At 67.7% G+C, this 17,702-nt stretch carries 10 protein-coding genes, 1 tRNA gene, 3 rRNA genes and 1 pseudogene (1 of these 15 only partly in view); 5 read left to right on the top strand and 10 right to left on the bottom strand.

What is annotated here, in order from left to right; all coding sequences use genetic code 11:
- Position 1: 1 nt before the first annotated feature.
- Entirely contained in the window at positions 2-1,261 is a 1,260-nt protein-coding gene (gene hutI, locus POL67_RS12840) for an imidazolonepropionase (protein ID WP_271917571.1), read from the bottom strand.
- A complete protein-coding gene (nagZ, locus tag POL67_RS12835; protein WP_271917570.1) occupies positions 1,258-2,367 on the bottom strand; it encodes a beta-N-acetylhexosaminidase in 1,110 nt (369 codons plus the stop codon). The genes hutI and nagZ overlap by 4 nt, the downstream gene beginning before the upstream one ends.
- Positions 2,368-2,615: 248 nt before the next feature.
- Between nagZ and POL67_RS54200 the strand changes: the two are divergent.
- Together POL67_RS54200 and POL67_RS12830 are read left to right on the top strand one after the other, a co-directional pair.
- A pseudogene (locus POL67_RS54200) lies at positions 2,616-2,798 on the top strand (CAP domain-containing protein); the annotation flags it as partial.
- Positions 2,799-2,851: 53 nt separating this feature from the next.
- Complete coding sequence (locus POL67_RS12830) at positions 2,852-3,454, top strand: spore germination YkwD domain-containing protein (RefSeq protein ID WP_271917569.1); 603 nt, start codon at positions 2,852-2,854, stop codon at positions 3,452-3,454.
- A gap of 5 nt (positions 3,455-3,459) precedes the next feature.
- Here the strand turns inward: POL67_RS12830 and POL67_RS12825 are convergent, their stop codons facing one another.
- From POL67_RS12825 to POL67_RS12810, 4 genes are read right to left on the bottom strand one after another with little or no spacing between them, the layout of a single operon-like run.
- Positions 3,460-5,928, bottom strand: coding sequence for a S8 family serine peptidase (locus POL67_RS12825; RefSeq protein WP_271917568.1), 2,469 nt, complete (start codon positions 5,926-5,928; stop codon positions 3,460-3,462).
- A gap of 21 nt (positions 5,929-5,949) precedes the next feature.
- Entirely contained in the window at positions 5,950-7,485 is a 1,536-nt protein-coding gene (locus POL67_RS12820; RefSeq protein ID WP_271917567.1) for an acyl-CoA carboxylase subunit beta, read from the bottom strand.
- A gap of 18 nt (positions 7,486-7,503) precedes the next feature.
- Complete coding sequence (locus POL67_RS12815) at positions 7,504-8,904, bottom strand: VWA domain-containing protein (RefSeq protein WP_271917566.1); 1,401 nt, start codon at positions 8,902-8,904, stop codon at positions 7,504-7,506.
- 10 nt (positions 8,905-8,914) lie between these two features.
- Positions 8,915-9,736, bottom strand: coding sequence for a redoxin domain-containing protein (locus POL67_RS12810; RefSeq protein WP_271917565.1), 822 nt, complete (start codon positions 9,734-9,736; stop codon positions 8,915-8,917).
- Between the two features lie 82 nt (positions 9,737-9,818).
- Here POL67_RS12810 and POL67_RS12805 point away from each other — a divergent pair, with 82 nt between their 5' ends.
- The 3 genes from POL67_RS12805 to tadA all read left to right on the top strand — a co-directional run bounded on the left by POL67_RS12805 (position 9,819) and on the right by tadA (position 11,679).
- On the top strand, positions 9,819-10,352 hold the full coding sequence (locus POL67_RS12805) for a hypothetical protein (RefSeq protein ID WP_271917564.1): 534 nt from the start codon (positions 9,819-9,821) through the stop codon (positions 10,350-10,352).
- 650 nt (positions 10,353-11,002) lie between these two features.
- Positions 11,003-11,079, top strand: a tRNA-Arg gene (locus POL67_RS12800).
- A 63-nt stretch (positions 11,080-11,142) separates the two neighbouring features.
- Positions 11,143-11,679, top strand: a complete 537-nt coding sequence (gene tadA, locus POL67_RS12795; protein ID WP_271917563.1) for a tRNA adenosine(34) deaminase TadA — start codon at positions 11,143-11,145, stop codon at positions 11,677-11,679.
- On the opposite strand, the gene POL67_RS53565 is transcribed toward tadA, so the two are convergent.
- From POL67_RS53565 to POL67_RS12775, 4 genes are all read right to left on the bottom strand, one after another.
- A complete protein-coding gene (locus POL67_RS53565) occupies positions 11,676-13,973 on the bottom strand; it encodes a biosynthetic peptidoglycan transglycosylase (RefSeq protein ID WP_271917562.1) in 2,298 nt (765 codons plus the stop codon). The genes tadA and POL67_RS53565 overlap by 4 nt on opposite strands.
- 321 nt (positions 13,974-14,294) lie before the next feature.
- Positions 14,295-14,411 (bottom strand): 5S ribosomal RNA (gene rrf, locus POL67_RS12785).
- A 267-nt stretch (positions 14,412-14,678) separates the two neighbouring features.
- Positions 14,679-14,795, bottom strand: a 5S ribosomal RNA gene (gene rrf / locus POL67_RS12780).
- Positions 14,796-14,924: 129 nt separating this feature from the next.
- Positions 14,925-17,702: ribosomal RNA gene (locus POL67_RS12775) — 23S ribosomal RNA — on the bottom strand (it continues 228 nt past the right edge of the window).

Genomic DNA, 17,702 nt, shown 5'->3' with positions numbered 1-17,702 from the left:
GTCAGCCGAGCGAAAACGGCGTTTGCGCAGCGATCGGCGCGCCATCGCGGAGGACGGTGAGGGCCCGCGAGACGCCCCAGGGTTGAACGAGCGCGTTCTCGTGCAGGAGATCCCATACGACGAGGTCGGCACGTGCGTCCGGACGAACCACGCCCGCCACGTCTGCGAGCCCGAGCGACGCCGCGGCTTCGCGGGTCGCGCCGAGGATCACCTCGGGCACCGTGAGGCCGTACAGGCGCGCCGCGAGGGCGAGCGCGAGCGGTAGGCTCTCGGTGGGCGCCGTGCCGGGGTTCGCGTCGCTCGCCACGACGAGCCGGACGCCCGCGGCGCGGAGGAGCGCGATCGGCGGCGGATCTTGCCGCAGCGTGAAGCTCGCGACGGGGAGGAGCACGGCGCGCACGCCGGCCACGGCGAGGGCCCGCCCGCCCTCGGGGCTCACCTGTTCGAGGTGATCGGCGGACGCGGCGCCGAGCTCGGCCGCGAGTTCCGCGCCCCCAACGTCGGCGAACTGGCCCGCGTGCACGCGCACGCCGAGCCCGAGCACTCGCGCGCGCGTGAGAACGGGACGCGCTTCTTCGACCGAAAACGCGGAGCGATCCACGTACACGTCGACGAACCGCGCGAGACGCCGCGCCGCGATGGCCGGCAAGGTGCGCTCGCGGACGGCCTCGATGTACGCAGCGCGATCGGCGCGCGCCTCGGGCGGGATCGCGTGGAGCGCGAGGAACGTGGGCACGACGCGCGGGAGATCCAGCCGCGCGGCGGCGCGTTCGAGGGCCTCGAGTTGTTTCGTCTCGCCGGCTTCGTCGAGGCCGTAGCCGCTCTTCGCCTCGACAGTCGTGACGCCGAGCGAGGCCATACGCCGAAGCCTTGCCGAGAGCGCCCTGTCGATCTCGTCCGGGCTCGCCGCTCGCACGGCGCGCATGCTCGACACGATCCCGCCACCGGCCGCGGCGATCGCCTCGTACCCCGCGCCCGCGAGCCGGAGGGCATACTCCCCGTCGCGCGAGCCGACCCACGGGGCATGCGTGTGTGCATCGACGAGGCCCGGCGTCACGAGCGGCGCGGGTTCGCCGGACACGACCGGGAGCGCGCCGCGACGCGCGAGCACGTCCTCGCGCGAGCCGACGTCCACGATCGCGCCTCCCTCGACGGCGATGGCTCCGTCTTCGATCACGCCGAGCGGATCGGCTTCGGTGGCCCGCGTGGGATCACACGTCACGATCCGGCGCGCAAAAAGGACGAACGAACGCGCGTTCACGCGATACCCGCCTCGGCCGCGCGCCGCGAGATCTCCTCGTACAGCGAAACCGACGCGGGTCGCCCCACGCGCGAGGCGAGGTCCTCCGCTTCGAGCGCGGGCTTCGGCAGCATCCGCAGGCGCGCTTCGATGCCGCGCTCCGCGGCCTCCAGGCAACGCTCACGAAACGCGGGATCACGCTCGGCCTCGGCGACGAGCGCCGCGAGCGCGCGCTCTTGCCACTCCAGGTTCGAGCAGATGAGCAGCACGTCGCAGCCCGCGCGCACCGCCGCGATGGCCGACGCCTCGACCTGGTACTGCGCGGCCACGGCCGCCATCTCCAGATCGTCCGAGAAAAGCACGCCGCGGAAGCCCACGTCGCGGCGGAGCAGATCCGTGCACACGGCGCGCGAGAGCGTCGCCGGCACGCTCGCGTCGATCGACGTGACCACGACGTGCGCCGTCATCATCGTGCCTAGCCCCGCGCGCGCGGCAGCGCGGAACGGCGCGAGCTCGATCGCGTCGAGGCGCTCCCTGTCGTGATGAATGATCGGCAAGCCGACGTGGCTGTCGACCGAGGTATCGCCGTGCCCGGGGAAATGCTTGCCGCACGAGAGCACCCCGGCGTCCTCCAGGCCGAGGCCAAAGGCCACCGCGAGCTCGGCGACCTCGGCCGGGCCACGCCCGAACGCGCGATCCCCGATGATCGGATTGTCCGGATTCGAATCGACGTCGAGCACGGGCGCAAAGTCCAAATTGAACCCGATCGCCGCGAGCTCCTCGCCGATGAGCCTCCCTGCGCGGCGCGCGAGCGACGCATCCCCCACGGCACCGAGCAAGCGCATGGGCGGGAGCTTCGGGAACGGGCTCGGCATCCGCGCGACACGCCCGCCCTCCTGATCGACGCCGATGAACGGCGGGACGTACGGCTCTGCGGCCTTGCGAATCGCGCAGCAGAGCGCGTGGGTCGTCACGACATCCGGGACGTTGCGCCGGAACAGGATGGCGCCGCCGCGCAAGCCCGCACCGAGGGCCTCGGCATAGGAATCGGGCAAGGTCGTGCCGGGAAATCCGCCGACGATGAGCTGTCCACAGAGCTGCGGGAGGGTGAGGTCGGAGGGTCGCATCGGGGAGTCTCGCGCGAGGGTTAGCCGAGCAAGGCGTCCGCCGCTACCACGCGGCGCGCGATTGCTTATGCTGAGGCGCGAGGCGCGTGGCGATCCGAGACGAACGAACGGGCAGAGGGGCGGAAGGCCGCCGATCGGCGTTCGTGCTCGTGGCCCTCGCTGCAGGCTGCGGGAGCCCCCCTGCGCTCGACGCAAACAACGCCGGCGAGCGCTCGATCGGGATCCGGAGCACGATCGCCGGCAGGCCCATGAGCCGCGCGGACGCCGAAAGCTACATGCTCGACCTCATCAACCGCGATCGCGCCGCGCAAGGCCTCCCGGCGCTCCCGTGGGACGAGACCGCGGCGCGCGCGGCGCGGCGCCAGGCCGAGGACATGGCGGCGCGCGGGTTCACGGCGCACTGGGGCTCGGACGGCTCGGTGCCGGAGCAGCGCTACACCGAGGCCGGCGGCGAGGACGTCGCCTTCGAGAACGTCGGCTGTTCGTGGACGCGAGCGCCTCGCCGCTCGCGCTCGACGCGCCTTACATGGCGGAGGGGCTCGATCGGTTCCAGCGCGCGTTCATGGACGAAGAACCCCCGCACGACGGCCACCGCCGCAACATCCTGTCGCGCTGGCACACAGCGGTGGGCGTGGGCGTGGCGCAGGTCGAAGGCAGCCGCATCCCCTGCGTGGCGCAGGAGTTCGTCGATGATTGGGGCACGTACGAACATCTGCCCCCGAAGATCTCGGTCGGCGACTTCATCGACATTCGCGGCGAGCTTCACGAGCCGGCCGAGCTCGCCATCGTGGGCATTTCGCGGATCGACGCGCCGGCCCCGCGCGCCCCGCAGGACCTCAACCAGACAAGCGACTACCTCGTCCCCGAGGCGTACGAGGCCTTCCTGCCGCGCCGCCTCAAGACGCCGTTCCCGCGCCCCCGGGGCGTGCTCTCGCTCCTCGGGAGCACCTTCTCGCTCGGGACCTACCTCGACGACGAGGGCAAACCCGGGCTCTACGAGATCAGCATCTGGGCGAGGTTTCCAGGCGTAAACGAGGAGCGGCTCGTCTCGCTGCGCACGATCGACGTCGGGTCGCGCGCGCCCTGATCCGCTCAGCCCGCGGACTTCCGCGACCGCCTGCGCCACAGCCCGATCCCCGCCAGCGCCACGCCGATCGAGGGCCCGAGCGGGCTCTTGCTCGACGTGCGCGCCTCCTCCGACCAGGCGCAGCCGCCCGAGGTCGCGTCGAGCGTACCGTTGGACCTCCAAACATCCTCGCCAATCGCGAGCTCCCGCGGCGACTCGATCGACCGGCCCGCGTACCGCACGTCGACGATCAGCTTCGAGCCCGCCCTGCCGCGCTCGCCCGCGACGGCGAACCGGAAGAGCCCGTGCCGCACCTTCCTGATCGGCTGCACGATGACCCCGCCCGTCACCGAGACCTCGAGCTCGGTGCCGGCGATGCCGCTCGCGATCTCGCCGTCCTCGCGCCGGAGCTCCACCGTCCCCCACACGGGCCACGTCTCGTCGGGCCGCGCGTACGCGCTCGACAGCACCCACCAGCTCTTCTCGACGCTCGGCGGGCCCGACGACGCCTGTTCTTCCTCGAACGCGCGCCGCGCCCCTTCGAGATCGAGCGCGCCCACGCCGAGCTGCGTCTCGTGCCGCACGGTCCCCGTCGGCCACCTCGCGCCGGCCTGGAGCAGCTCCGTCACGCGCGCCTGCGTCAGCGTGGATTGCCCGTTGCGCTGCCGATCCAGCTCGAACAGGAGCGCGACCGCACCCGCCACGTGCGGCGACGACATCGACGTCCCCGCCGTGATCGCGTGCGTCGCGTCGACGACGTAACAGGGCTCCCCCTTGGGACAGCCGGACCCGTCGAAGAGCCCGCCCGCGACCTTGCGCGGATCGGTGTCCCGACTCATCGCGGCCGCGATGAACCCACCCGGCGCGCTGATCTCGGGCTTCGGCACGCCAAACGGCGTCGGACCGGCCGCGCTGAAGTAACAGACGTCGTCGGGCTGCCAGTCGATCCCGTTCGCCGGCACGAGCTGGATCGGCTCGATCGTGAGCGGATCCCAGCCAATCCGGTTCAACGTGCAGCCCACGGCGAGCAGGTCCGGGTGGCTCGCGGGAATCGAGATCGTCCCTTGCCGCACGGCCTTTTCGAACGCGAGCCCCGCCCCGCCCGACGGCGACACGTCCCCCTGCCCCGTCACCCAGAGCTGCGCGTCTCCGTGGCCCGAGAGCCGGATCGTGAACGCGCCCTCCTCCCACGCGCCGTCGAACGCCACGACCGCGCTGTTCGTATCGGCCGTGATCGGCGTCTTCCCGTTCGCGAGGCGGTTGATCACGGCCGCCGTCGTCTTGCCTTCGCCCGCATACCCGAGCTCGTCGCCCGGCTCGACGAGCCGGATCCAGCTCTCACCGCCGGGGCCTTCGAGCCCAACGCTCACCTCGTCGCCGGGCCGGAACGTGATCCACACGTAGCCCTTTCCATCCTCCGATTTGGGCGTCGCGATCGGCACGCGCACCTCCGCGCCCTCTGTCACGCGTACCTCCGTGTGGATGCCGAAGGGCCCGCGATCGCCGCGCCCATACAGGGCCCCGCTGTTCCCCGCGGCGGTCACGATCGCGCGACCCGGCTTGTCGTCGCCGATGAGCGCGGCGAGGCCCTTCTCGACCGGGCTCGTGCCGTCGTGCGGCCCGAAATCCCCACCGACGCTGAGGTTCACGACCGTCGGCAAGCCGAGCTCCTCGCCGACCTCGAAGATGAACCGCGCGGCGTTGAGAATATCCGTTTCCTTGAAGCCTCGCGTCGACGGAGGCTTCACGATGACGAGCGTCGCCTCGGGCGCGATTCCCACGTACTTTGGCGTGCTCCCGTTCATGAGCCCGCCGTTGCCCGCTGCGATGCTCGCCACGTGCGTCCCGTGGCCCTCGGTGTCGCGCGGAAGCTCGAGCTTGGATTGCCCGCTCATCATCGCGTCAAGATCCGCGCCCGAGAACACGGCGCACGACACTTGCTTCTCGGCGATGCAGCCGAAGCGCTCCTCGATCTGCGGGTGCAGCCCCGCCGGCTTCCTCCCCCACTGCAGCATCCACGCGACGCGGCTCTGGCCCGTCGCCGTGCGGAAGTCCGGGTGCGCGACGTCGAGCCCCGTATCGATGATCCCGACGACCACGTTTTTGCCCGTACCCATGCTCGTCGCCGCGCGGAACACACCGACGCGCGTCCACGTCCCCGACACGTCGAGCAGCGGCATGAGCGGCGGCGAGACGGTGAGCGCGAGATCGGGGTGCGCCGCGGCGAACGTGTCGACCTCCTCGGGCGCGAGCCGGATCGCGCCCACGCCCGGCGCGACCTCCAAGATCCCGAGCGAACGCACGTCCTTGCCCGGCGGGAGCGCCACGCTCACGGCCACGCGCCCGGAGTCGTCCGCGAGCGGGTGGACCTTCGTCGGCGAATGCAGGAGCCGCACGAGGGATCGCGCGGGCGCGCCGTCGGCGCGGGCGAACGTAGCGGAGAGGAGGATCAGCGGCAGGGCCGCGGAGAACGCGAGGAGCGGGCGGGCACGCACGGGTCCATCTTACCGCATGGCTCAGACGGGCGGCACGATGTGCTTCTTGCGCGGCCGCTCTTCGACTTTCCCGGCGTAGCGGGAGAATCGCCGCGCGATCTCGTCGCGCAGCGCGGTCGTCGGCACGATTCCGTCGATCACCATCTCGCTCGCGAGCTTCACGAGATCCACGTCCTCGCGGTACTCGTCGCGCAGCCGCTTCACCATCGCGTCGCGCTCGGGCCCCTCGGGGACGGCCTGGATCTTGTTGTAATAAACCGCGTTCACCGCGGCGCTCGGGCCCATCACCGCGATCGAGGCGCGAGGGAGCGCAATACACGCGTCGGGCTCGAAGGCGGGCCCGCACATCGCGTAGAGGCCCGCGCCGTAGGCCTTGCGCACGATGACCGAGAGTTTCGGCACCGTCGCTTCGCTCACGGCGGCGATCATCTTCGCGCCTGCGCGGATGATGCCCTGCTTCTCGACGACCGTACCGATCATGAAGCCCGGCACGTCGGCGAGGTAGAGCAGCGGCACATTGAACGCGTCGCAGAGCCAGATGAACCGCGCCGCCTTGTCGGCCGAGTCGACGAAGAGCACGCCGCCCTTGTGTTTCGGCTGGTTCGCGACGATGCCCACGACGCGCCCGTCGATCCGCGCAAAGCCCGTCAGGATCTCCTTCGCCCAGAGCTTCTTGATCTCGACGAAGCTGCCCTCGTCGATGACGGCGTCGATCACGGCCATCATGTCGAACGGCTTGTTCTCGTCGACGGGGATCACCTCTTCGAGCGGCTTCTGCCCCGGCTTCGGCAGCTTCGCCGCGATCTGCGCCGGCGTCTCCGTGCAGTTCTGCGGCATCATCGCGAGGTAACGCTTCGCCCAGGCGATCGCCTCCTCCTCGGTCTTCACGAGCACGTCGCCGCAGCCCGACTCCGAGCAGTGCATGCGCGCGCCGCCGAGTTCTTCGAGCGTCACCTTCTCCCCGATGACCATCTCGGCCATGCGCGGCGACCCGAGGTACATGCTCGCGTTCTTGTCGACCATCACCACGACGTCGCAGAACGCGGGGATGTACGCGCCGCCCGCTGCCGAGGGCCCGAACAGCAAGCAGATCTGCGGGATCTGCCCACTCATCTGCACCTCGTTGTAGAAGATGCGCCCCGCGCCCCGACGGCCGGGGAACATCTCGATCTGATCGGTGATGCGCGCACCCGCAGAGTCGACGAGGTAAAACAGCGGGCAACGCTGACGCGCGGCCGTCTCCTGGATGCGCAGGATCTTCTCCACCGTGCGGCGACCCCACGACCCGGCCTTCACCGTCGAGTCGTTCGCCATCACGGCGACCTGACGACCGCCGATCGTCCCCGTCCCGGTGATCACGCCATCGGCGGGCAGCTCGGGATCGACGGCGTTCGCCAGCGCGGCGTCCTCCACGAAGCTGTTCTCGTCGAAGAGGAGCTCGATCCGCTTGCGCGCGAAGAGCTTCCCCTGCTCGAGGTTTTTCTCGTGGTACTTGGGCGCCCCTCCGCGCTCCACGCGCGCGGAGAGGTCACGGAGCTTTTGATCGTCGAGCGACATGTCCCGCGCGGCATAGCGCTACTTTCGCCGCGCCAAAAGCTCCCTCGCCGCGCCCTCGAGCTCACCCGCGGTCCGGGCCACGAGGACACGGCTCGCTGCGGCCGCATACCGCGGCATCGCGCTGTCTCCGGTGCCCCAGGTCGCAGGCGGCTCGGGGCAGATCCAGAGCACCGATCCCGCGCGCCGGACGAGCCGCTCCACGACCGAAACCTCCTCCGGAAGGAAATTCGTACGCCCGTCTCCCAAGATCACGACGGTCGTGCGCCGGTCCACGCTGCGCCCGAGCCGCTCCTCGAACGCGACGAGCGCGCGGCCGTAGTTGGAGTTGCGCGTCCGATCGACCACGCGCCCGCTCTCGATGGCCGCGAGCGCCGCTTCGGACGACTTCCGCCGGAAGAGATCGGTCGTCTCGCCGACGTCGCTCACGAACACGAACGAGCGTGTCTCCGCGAAGAGCTCCTGCGAGGCCGCGACGAGCTCCAGCATGAAGCGCGACGCGAGCCGCACCGAGTCCGACACATCGCAGAGCAGCACGAGCCGCGGCTTGTCCCGGCGTCGCACGCGCCGCGCCGGCCGGAACGGGATCCCTCCCGTGCGCAGGCTGCGGCGGAGCGTGCGATGCGGATCGATCCGACCTCGCCGGCTGCGTTTCTTCCGCAGCCGCTCGGCGCCCCGCAGCCGCTCGGCGAGCCGCCGCAGCGCCCGCCGCACCTCGGCCATCTCCTCCGGCGACAGCGACGAAAACGGCCGATCGACGGCCCGCGCCGCCTGCTCGTCCGCCTCGCCGAGCTTGCGCGCGAGCGACGCCTCCACGTGCGCCCGCACACGCCGCTTCATCGCGTCGAGCTCCTCGCGCAGCGCCGCCGCGAGCGCGCTGCCCCGCTCCTCGCCGAGCGCCTCGCGTAGCGCGTCCCGCATCCGCGCGAGCGCGCTCCCGAGCGCCGGGATCCCGAGCCTCTTGTTCACCTCCTGCGTGAAAAACCCCGTCTGCAGCGCGCTCGTCATCGGCGCGAGCGCGCGCCCGATCCCCGCCGACGCAAGAAGCTGATCGAGCTCCAGCGCCTCCCCGGTGAACGCCAGCATCCCTGCCGCGTCCCCCGACGCGCGTTGCGCCGCCGCCGTCAGAAGCTCCCGCAACGCGGCGAGCTCCGCCTCGGAGAAACCTCGCACCCGGAGCCGGCTCCAGAGGTCCCCGAGGTGCGCGCGCTCCTCCGCGAAAAACCTGTCGAAACACGCCTGGAACAGCGTGAGCTCGTCCTTCTTCGTCGCGAGCACCGAGGCGAGCCCGTCGCGCAGCGTCTGCCGATCGGAAAAACCCACGAGCGCGGCCACGCGCGCCGCGTCGATGGCCTGCGCCGTCGAGACCGGCAGGCCCTCGCGGCGCAGCACCCACAGAAGCTCGTCGAGGACGCGTAACACGCTCGTTCGCTCAGCCCGATGGCGAGGGCTCGGCGAGCAGGCTCGCGACGATCTTCTCGAGCGTCGCGTTCTGGCCGGGCCCGAATCCCACAAAGACCTCGCGGATGATCCCCTTCTTGTCGACCACGAACATCGTCGGCAGCGAGCGAATCCCGTACAGAGCGGCTGTCTTATCGTCGGGATCCGAGGCCACGGGGTAACTCATCTTGAGCTCCGTCGCCGCCTTCTCCGCGACCCCCGAAGGCTCGCCCGTGAGCCCCACGATGGAGAGCCCCTTGTCGCCATACGCTGCGTGGAGTCGCGACAGATCCTTGGAGATCGCGCGACACGGCATGCACCACGAAGCCCAGAAATCGACCACGACCACGCGTCCGCGCAGCTTGCCGATGTTGTCCGGTACGCTCCCCGCCACCTTGTCGAGCGGCTTCCACGTCGGCGCGAATGTCCCGATCTTGTCGAGCCGCAGGACCTCGTCCGCCCCGGGATGCGCGATCGGAACCAACACGTGTTCGCGCTCGGCTGCGCCGCGACGAACCTGCAGCTTGAGCGTCGTGCCGGGCCCCACGATGGCCACGCGCGCGATGAGCTGCTCCGGTTTGTCGAGCGCGACGCCGTCCGCCGAGAGGATCACGTCTCCATCGACGAGCCCGCCCGAGCGCGCGGGCGAGCTCGTCACCACGTGCTTCGCGACCACCCCTTTGCCTGCCGGCCCCGGCGCGAGCTCGATCCCGATCCACGCGCGCCGCGCCGCTTGATGCTCGGCCGAAGCCTGCTCCGCCGGGACCATCGTCATCGCCGTGACGATCCCGATCCCGAGCAGCCCGCGGAGCACGGCAGCCTTCGCCCGAGACCGTCCTCGGCGGGATTTCGCCCGGGAATCAGCGCTTTGCATCGTTCGAGTGTAGCATGCGGCCATGCGCTGCTCCTGCCGAGCGCTCGCCCTCTTCGCCACGCTCACGGCCGCTTGCACGCCTTCCGCCGACACGAGCAGTTCCTCCGCGGCCGATCCTTCCGCCTGGTCGACCGAAGGCGCCGCGCCGCGCCCGACCTCCTCCGCCCCGACCGTCTCCACGACGCCGCACCGCTGGGAGCTTGCCGATCGGCTGAGCTCGCTCCGCAAGGCCACGCCCCGGGCGCGCTCGCAACATCTGGCGGGCGAACACGACGCCGAGGTCCTCGCGAACGACGAGGCTGCCGCCTACCCGGCGCTCGGCCCGCAGCGACCTCTCGCCGCCGGCGCGGTCCTCGTCGAGGCGCTCTACACGGCGGGCAGCTCGGACGTCGCCCTCTACTTCGCGATGGCCAAGCGGGCCCCGGCCCAGGGTGGGGAATGGGAGTACCTCGTCGTACGTGCCGACGGCCAGGTCGAGCAACGCGGACGCCTCGCCTTGTGTGAGCGCTGCCACGCCGAGGCGCCCGACGACCATGTCTTCGGTCGGGCGCGCTGAGCCCCAGGTACGCAAACGTTGCGGCCTTCGACAGGGATCACGACAGCGATGCCCGGATCCGCGGGAACGGCGTCACCCGTTCCAGCACGAAACCCGCGAAGAAACGCGCGCATTCCTTGGAGAGCGCGTGCCGGACGGGGGAAACCGGATCCGATGGCACGGCTGCTGCTCTAGTCGAGGTCGCTGCATCGTCGGTCTCCGGCGGTGTTCGCTTAACTTCCTCTGCAGCACCGCTTTTCCTCGAGAGCCCCGGCTTCGGCCGCTGCTTTCGCTTATCCCCCGGGTGTTGGGCTACGTCCGGCGGATCGCTTGGCTTACGACACTTGGCTTGCTGACGCTTGGCTTGATCGTCTGACTTCTTGGCTTTGCCTCTCTCCCTCGACATCGCTTGAACGGCCTTGAACGAGCGTACAAAGCGCGCGGCGGCTCCCCTGGACCGCCGCGCGTTGCTTTTTGTTCCCCCACGTCCGGGAGATGGCTTAAAAATCTCCACGCGAAACGCCCCGAAAAACAGGGGGCGTCGAAAGGCCGGACGATTTCTTCTTGACAGAACCGCCCGGGCCGCTTAAACGCCCCACCTCGTTGTCGCGCAGCAATACGCGACGCACCCGCGGGGGAACTCGTGTATCCCGCGGCACAACTTGACGATTGCGCCCATAGCTCAGCTGGATAGAGCATCGGCCTACGAAGCCGGGGGTCGGAAGTTCGAATCTTCCTGGGCGCGCCAAACCCTCTCCATTCCCATCCTTTCGAGCGCTTCGAGCAGCTCGTATGACGGATGGGTCATTCGATGACGAGCTCGGACAACCTCACAGCGCTCGCGGACGCCGCGACCGCCGACGAGCAAGCCCTCGCACGGGACGCGGCATTCATGCGCGCGGCCATCGAGGAGGCTGTGGCGGCTGCCAACTCCGGTGACGTGCCCGTCGGCGCGGTGCTGGTGGACGCGGCGGGCACGATCGTGGGCCGCGGGCGCAATCGGCGCGAGCTGCTCCAGGACCCGACGGCGCACGCGGAGGTCGAGGCCCTCCGGGACGCAGCAAGGCAGCGCGGCGCCTGGCGGCTCGCCGGGTTCACGGTGTACGTGACGCTCGAGCCTTGCCCCATGTGCGCCGGCGCACTCGTTAACGCGCGCGTCTCGCGCCTCGTCTATGGCTGTACGGACCCCAAGGCCGGCGCCGTCGACACGCTCTTCACGATCGGCCGCGACCTGCGCCTGAACCACCGCTACGAGGTCCAGGGCGGCGTCCTCGCGGACGAATGCGCCGGGCTCCTGCGCGCCTTCTTCGCCCCACGCCGCAAAGAAAAGGCCGACCCCGGCCGCTAGTCCTCGGGCGGCTCCGGCGCCTCGCCGTTGCCCTCGCTCGCCGGCGCCCCGTCGCTCCCCGAGGCCTCTTGCGAGCGCGCGGCGCGCTCCGGAGCGGGTTGCCCACGGACCACGGTCTCGCGCAGCCCCTCTTCGAGCTCCTCGTCGTTGATCCACTTCCGGCGATGCGCGACGTCCATGAGCTTGCGCAGGTAGTTCATCCAGCCTGGGCTCACGGCGCCGCCGATCGCGAAGTGCTGCTGCTTCGGGTTCGGCAGGATCGACGAGATGTAGAGCGCCTGCCCGATCGAGAGCTCGGAGGCCGACGTGTTGAAGTAGTACCGCGCGGCCGGGCCGATCCCGTAGATCATCGGGCCGAACTCGACGACGTTGAGGTAAAGCTCGAGGAGCTGCTCCTTCGTGAGCTCCTGCTCCAGGTACGTCGTGAGCACCGCCTCCTGGAGCTTGCGCGAGAGGTTCTTCACGCGGTCGAGGTAGAGGTTTTTCGCGAGCTGCATGCTGAGCGTGCTCGCGCCGCGCACGAAGCGGCCTTTGCGCAGGTTCTCCCGGATGGAGTTGCGGATGGCCTCGTTGTCGAAGCCGCCGTGCCGCCGGAAGCCACTGTCTTCCGTGGTCAGAACGGCCGTCTCCATGAAGCGCGAGATCACGCTGTACGGCACCCAGCCCGCCGTGCCGGGTCCGCTCTCGATCTCGACGCGCTCGCCGGCCGGGCCGAGCACCGAGCGGCGGAACGGCTTGCGCCACCGCGCCACGTCGACCTCGGGCGGCACCTCGGTGATCCGACACGTGTTCGAAAGATCCCACGCGACATCGAAGTCGCGATCGAGCCGCGCCGTGTCGAAGCGCGCATGTCCTTTGACCGCCAATGACCCAGCCATCCGCATGCCCGCGATCCGCGGCACGAGCCCACGCGGCGCGGCGTCCATGATCGACTGGCACGCCGTGAGCGGCGCGTCGAACTCGGCGCGGACGCGGTGGCCCTCGCCCACGCGGTCGTAGCGGCCGTGCGCGAGCAGGCGGACGGCGCCGAGATCGACCTCGCCCTCGTCGACGCGGATCGACGAGCCGTCGAGCGCGGTCTCGCCGCGCAGCCGGAACGCGAGCTCGAGGCCCGCGATCGGTTCGTCGGAGAGCGCGTCGCTGCGGAGCGAGAGGTTCTGCACGCGGCCGTCTCCGTCCACGCGGAGCTGCTTGCCGTCCGCGGACAGGACGAGATGCGAGCGCGTCGTCAGGGAGGTCTTGGCCACGTCGAAGAGGCCCAAATCCCCGTCGCGGATGCCCAGCGTGGACAGGTATAGAGGCCCGCCCTTCACGTCGGCGATGATCTCGCCGTCCGCCTCGCCGAACGGAACGCTCAGCGAAAAGGTGAGCGCTTGCTCTTCTTTTTCGGCGTGCGCGCGCGGCGAGAGCTCGACGAGCATGCGGCCCGCGTCGCGCCGAACCACGAGCGATCCCGGGCCGAGGTTCAGCGCGTCGCGCCCACGACGAACCTGCGCGTGAAGGCTGTCGAGCTCGACCTTCGCTCCTTGTTCGAGGACGGCGTCGAGCAAGGTCGCGCCGCGTACGAGCTGCGCCCGCACAGCCGCGCCTCGCTGCGAGGCTTTCCCGTGCTTGGCAGCCGGCTCGCGCGCCTCGCGGGACGGGGGCTCGTTCGGCGCCGCCGGCGCGCCCTCGACAGGCTTCGCTTCCTCGAGCGGAGCAGGCAGGGTGAGGGTCGCTTCGAGCGAACGCGCCGAGAGGGCGGCGACGCGGTACCCACCTTCCTGCTGCTTGATCAGCGTGAGATGCCCGCCCTGCACGGCGACCGCTACGGGCCCGACGGTGATCGTCGCCTCGGCCGCCGAGAGCCCGACCTTGCCCTCCTGGCGGGCGAAGTTCACGTCACTTGCGCGAACGGACTCGGTGGGTACGTCCCGGCGGTCCTGCCAGGCGATACGCAGCCCTTCGAACTCGGCGTCCGTCTTGCCCCCGCTCGAGCTCTCCCCGCTGCCCGTGGAGGACCTCCCGAGGTAGCGCTTCTGCCACTGCTCGGCCTCGCGGAGCACGACGTCTCGCGGCCCCACGGCGGAGACATCGCCTCCTTGCAGGGCGATCTTCTTGCCGCTCCAGCCGAGTGCGACGTCGATGGTCTCGAAGCGCACGTGCGCGCTGGGGACTTCCGGCAGCGAGACCTCCACGCCGCGCAGCTTCACGCCATGCAGCGAGGGACGCACTTCGTCGATCTCGACTACGGCGCCATAACGTTCCGCGGCCCGCGCGGCCTCATGGCGCACGATCGGACCGAAGGAAACCACGGCCGCCAGCGTTGCGACCGCGCCTCCTGCCAGTGCCAGCTTGACGCGCCGTGAAGCCACGAAACCCTTGCCTAGGGTAGCAACGCCTGTCCGCAGGAAAATAAATCAGCAAGCCGAGCCGCAGATCAACGAAGCGATCTGGACCACATTCGACAAGCACGCGGACGGACGGCCGAGGAACAGGAAGCGGCCCAAGCGGCAAAGACCTCCGGACCGGGGCACGAGGCTCGGAGACCCAGCGCGCGAGCGCGACCTGAGCGCGGATGCGAGGTGATGGAAAAAGAAAAGCCTGCAAGCTTTCACTTGCAGGCTTTAGAAAAGACCCGGCGGCGTCCTACTCTCCCACTGAGTCGCCCCAGCAGTACCATCGGCTCCAAGGAGCTTAACTTCCGAGTTCGGGAAGGGATCGGGTGTGGCCTCCTCGATATCACCACCGGAAACTATGTGTCTTCACGAAGGCCCCGTTGTGGTGAGGTAATCTTCGTGGTCGCGACTTCATCGCAGCTTCAAACCGCGTGTCCGCAGGACATGAAGCGCTCTGAATCACTTACCAGACGCGCGCGAACAGGCGCTTCGGTTAACGGACCCTAAACGGTCCCAGCAACAAAGGACCGCGGGGCACGAGACCCGATGTGCGATCCAAGCGCGAGCGCTAGGCTCGCAAAAAAAAGCCTGCAAGCGAATGCTTGCAGGCTTTAGAAAAAGACCCGGCGGCGTCCTACTCTCCCACTGAGTCGCCCCAGCAGTACCATCGGCTCCAAGGAGCTTAACTTCCGAGTTCGGGATGGGATCGGGTGTGGCCTCCTCGATATCACCACCGGAAAATTTGGGTGTCCACGAAGGCCCCGTGGCGGTGGGGTTCTCTTCATGGTCGCGTCCTATCGCAGCTCAGAGCTGCGCGGATTCGGTCACCCGAACTCCGCGCGCGAGCTTCAATGTTGCCTTAGAGGTATGGTCAAGCCGCACGACCGATTAGTACCGGTTAGCTCCGCGGATTACTCCGCTTCCACACCCGGCCTATCAACCTCGTGGTCTACGAGGGGTCTTTAGGAGCCTTGCGGCTCGGGACACCTAGTCTTGAGGCCGGCTTCCCGCTTAGATGCTTTCAGCGGTTATCCGTTCCGTACATGGCTACCCGGCTATGCCCTTGGCAGAACAACCGGAACACCAGAGGTACGTCCACTCAGGTCCTCTCGTACTATGAGCAGCTCCTCTCAAGTGTCCTACGCCCACGGCAGATAGGGACCAAACTGTCTCACGACGTTTTAAACCCAGCTCGCGTACCGCTTTAATCGGCGAACAGCCGAACCCTTGGGACCTGCTCCAGCCCCAGGATGCGATGGGCCGACATCGAGGTGCCAAACCGCGCCGCCGATGTGAACTCTCAGGCGCGATCAGCCTGTTATCCCCAGAGTACCTTTTATCCGATGAGCGATGGCCCTTCCATGCAGAACCACCGGATCACTAACGCCTGCTTTCGCACCTGTTCGACCTGTCGGTCTCACAGTTAAGCTCCCTTGTGCGTTTGCACTCTACGCCTGGTTTCCAATCAGGCTGAGGGAACCTTCGCACGCCTCCGTTACTTTTTAGGAGGCGACCGCCCCAGTCAAACTGCCCACCAGGCAGTGTCCCCGACCCAGGTCATGGGTCCAGGTTAGATTTCCAGAATATCCAGGGTGGTATTTCAACGTTGGCTCCGCCGAACCCAGAAGCCCGGCCTCAATGCCTCCCACCTATCCTACGCAGAATATCCCGAAAATCACTGCCAAGTTGCAGTAAAGGTTCATGGGGTCTTTCCGTCTTGCCGCGGGTAGAGGGTATCTTCACCCCCGATACAATTTCGCTGAGTCCCTGGTCGAGACAGCGGGGATGTTGTTATGCCATTCGTGCAGGTCGGAACTTACCCGACAAGGAATTTCGCTACCTTAGGACCGTTATAGTTACGGCCGCCGTTTACTGGGGCTTCGGTTCGGAGCTTCGCTTGCGCTGACTCGTCCCCTTAACCTTCCAGCACCGGGCAGGCATCAGACCCTATACGTCGTCTTACGACTTCGCAGAGTCCTGTGTTTTTAGTAAACAGTCACAACCCCCGTTTCTCTGCAACCACCCCACGCTCCGGTCGCGAGGACCTTCACGCAGAGCGGCACACCTTCTCCCGAAGTTACGGTGTCATTTTGCCGAGTTCCTTAACCAGGGTTCTCTCACGCGCCTTGGGATACTCACCCCGCCCACCTGAGTCGGTTTGCGGTACGGACACCAAAGGGGCTCTGTACGCGGCTTTTCTTGGAAGTCTGGGATCACCGAGTGTCTCGGACTAGGTCCGAACCTCATCACCTCTCGGATACACGAGCTGCCGTTTGTCCCTATCGGGTCCTGGCAACTCATCCTACGGGCTTGAACACGGCAAACCATCCGCCGTGCCCGGCCTACCCTACTCCGTCCCCGCTTACTTCAACGCCATCCTTGGTGGTGCAGGAATATTAACCTGCTTCCCATCACCTACGCCTCTCGGCCTCGGCTTAGGATCCGACTAACCCATGGGAGGATTATCCTTCCCCAGGAAACCTTGGGCTTACGGCGACCGAGTTTCTCACTCGGTTTATCGCTACTCATGCCTGCATAAGCTCTTCTCAGGTCCGTTACCGGTCGTCACCGTCCGGCGTGTATCTACCTGAGAATACTCCCCTACCGCTCTCTTTCGAGAACCCGTAGCTTCGGTGCCGAGCTTAGCCCCGTTATATTTTCGGCGCAGGTTCGCTTGACCAGTGAGCTATTACGCTTTCTTTAAAGGATGGCTGCTTCTAAGCCAACCTCCTGGTTGTCTGTGCGCTCCCACATCCTTTGACACTTAGCTCGGACTTGGGGACCTTAGCTGACGATCTGGGCTCTTTCCCTCTCGGCTACGGAACTTATCTCCCGCAGCCTGACTCCCGGATACTTGTCGGCGGCATTCGGAGTTTGATTGGGTTTGGTAATCTGGTAGGACCCCTAGCCCATTCAGTGCTCTACCTCCGCCGCAATTCGTCCGAGGCTATACCTCAATATATTTCGGGGAGAACCAGCTATATCCCAGCTTGATTAGCCTTTCACTCCTATCCACACCTCATCCCCCGCATTTTCAACTGCGGTGAGTTCGGTCCTCCAAGCGGTGTTACCCGCTCTTCAACCTGGACATGGATAGATCGCTAAGGTTTCGGGTCTACGCCACGCGACTCTTCGCCCTGTTAGGACTCGCTTTCGCTTCGGCTCCACCTCTCGGCTTAACCTCGCCACGTAGCGTAACTCGCAGGCCCATTATGCAAAAGGTACGTGGTCACACATTGCCTTGCGGCCATAGTGCTCCCACTGCTTGTAGGCACACGGTTTCAGGTACTATTTCACTCCCCTAACCGGGGTTCTTTTCACCTTTCCCTCGCGGTACTAGTTCACTATCGGTCGATCAGGAGTACTTAGCCTTGGGAGATGGTCCTCCCAGATTCCCGCCGGATTGCACGTGTCCTGCGGTACTCGGGTGTTCTGCGCGAGAGACTCGTCTTTCGCCTAAGGGGCTGTCACCCTCTATGGCCGGCCTTTCAATACCGTTCGGCTAGACTCGTCTTTTCTCACTCGCCGGAGAGAATGCCGTCTCTCCTGCAAAAACCCACGACCCCCAAACAGCAACGCCAGCATGCTTGCACTGCTTGGGTTTAGGCTCTTCCCCGTTCGCTCGCCACTACTAGGGGAGTCGCT

It is taken from the genome of Polyangium mundeleinium, assembly GCF_028369105.1.
Classification (GTDB): Bacteria; Myxococcota_A; Polyangia; order Polyangiales; family Polyangiaceae; genus Polyangium; species Polyangium mundeleinium.
This window is presented reverse-complemented; position numbering and strand designations above follow the sequence as displayed.

What these genes read in the sequence shown, in the direction of transcription:
- nagZ (WP_271917570.1), bottom strand. Translation starts at nt 2,367, where the DNA reads ATGCGACCCTCCGACCTCACCCTCCCGCAGCTCTGTGGACAGCTCATC.
- tadA (WP_271917563.1), top strand. Translation starts at nt 11,143, where the DNA reads ATGACGAGCTCGGACAACCTCACAGCGCTCGCGGACGCCGCGACCGCC.
- POL67_RS12820 (WP_271917567.1), bottom strand. Translation starts at nt 7,485, where the DNA reads ATGTCGCTCGACGATCAAAAGCTCCGTGACCTCTCCGCGCGCGTGGAG.
- POL67_RS12805 (WP_271917564.1), top strand. Translation starts at nt 9,819, where the DNA reads ATGCGCTGCTCCTGCCGAGCGCTCGCCCTCTTCGCCACGCTCACGGCC.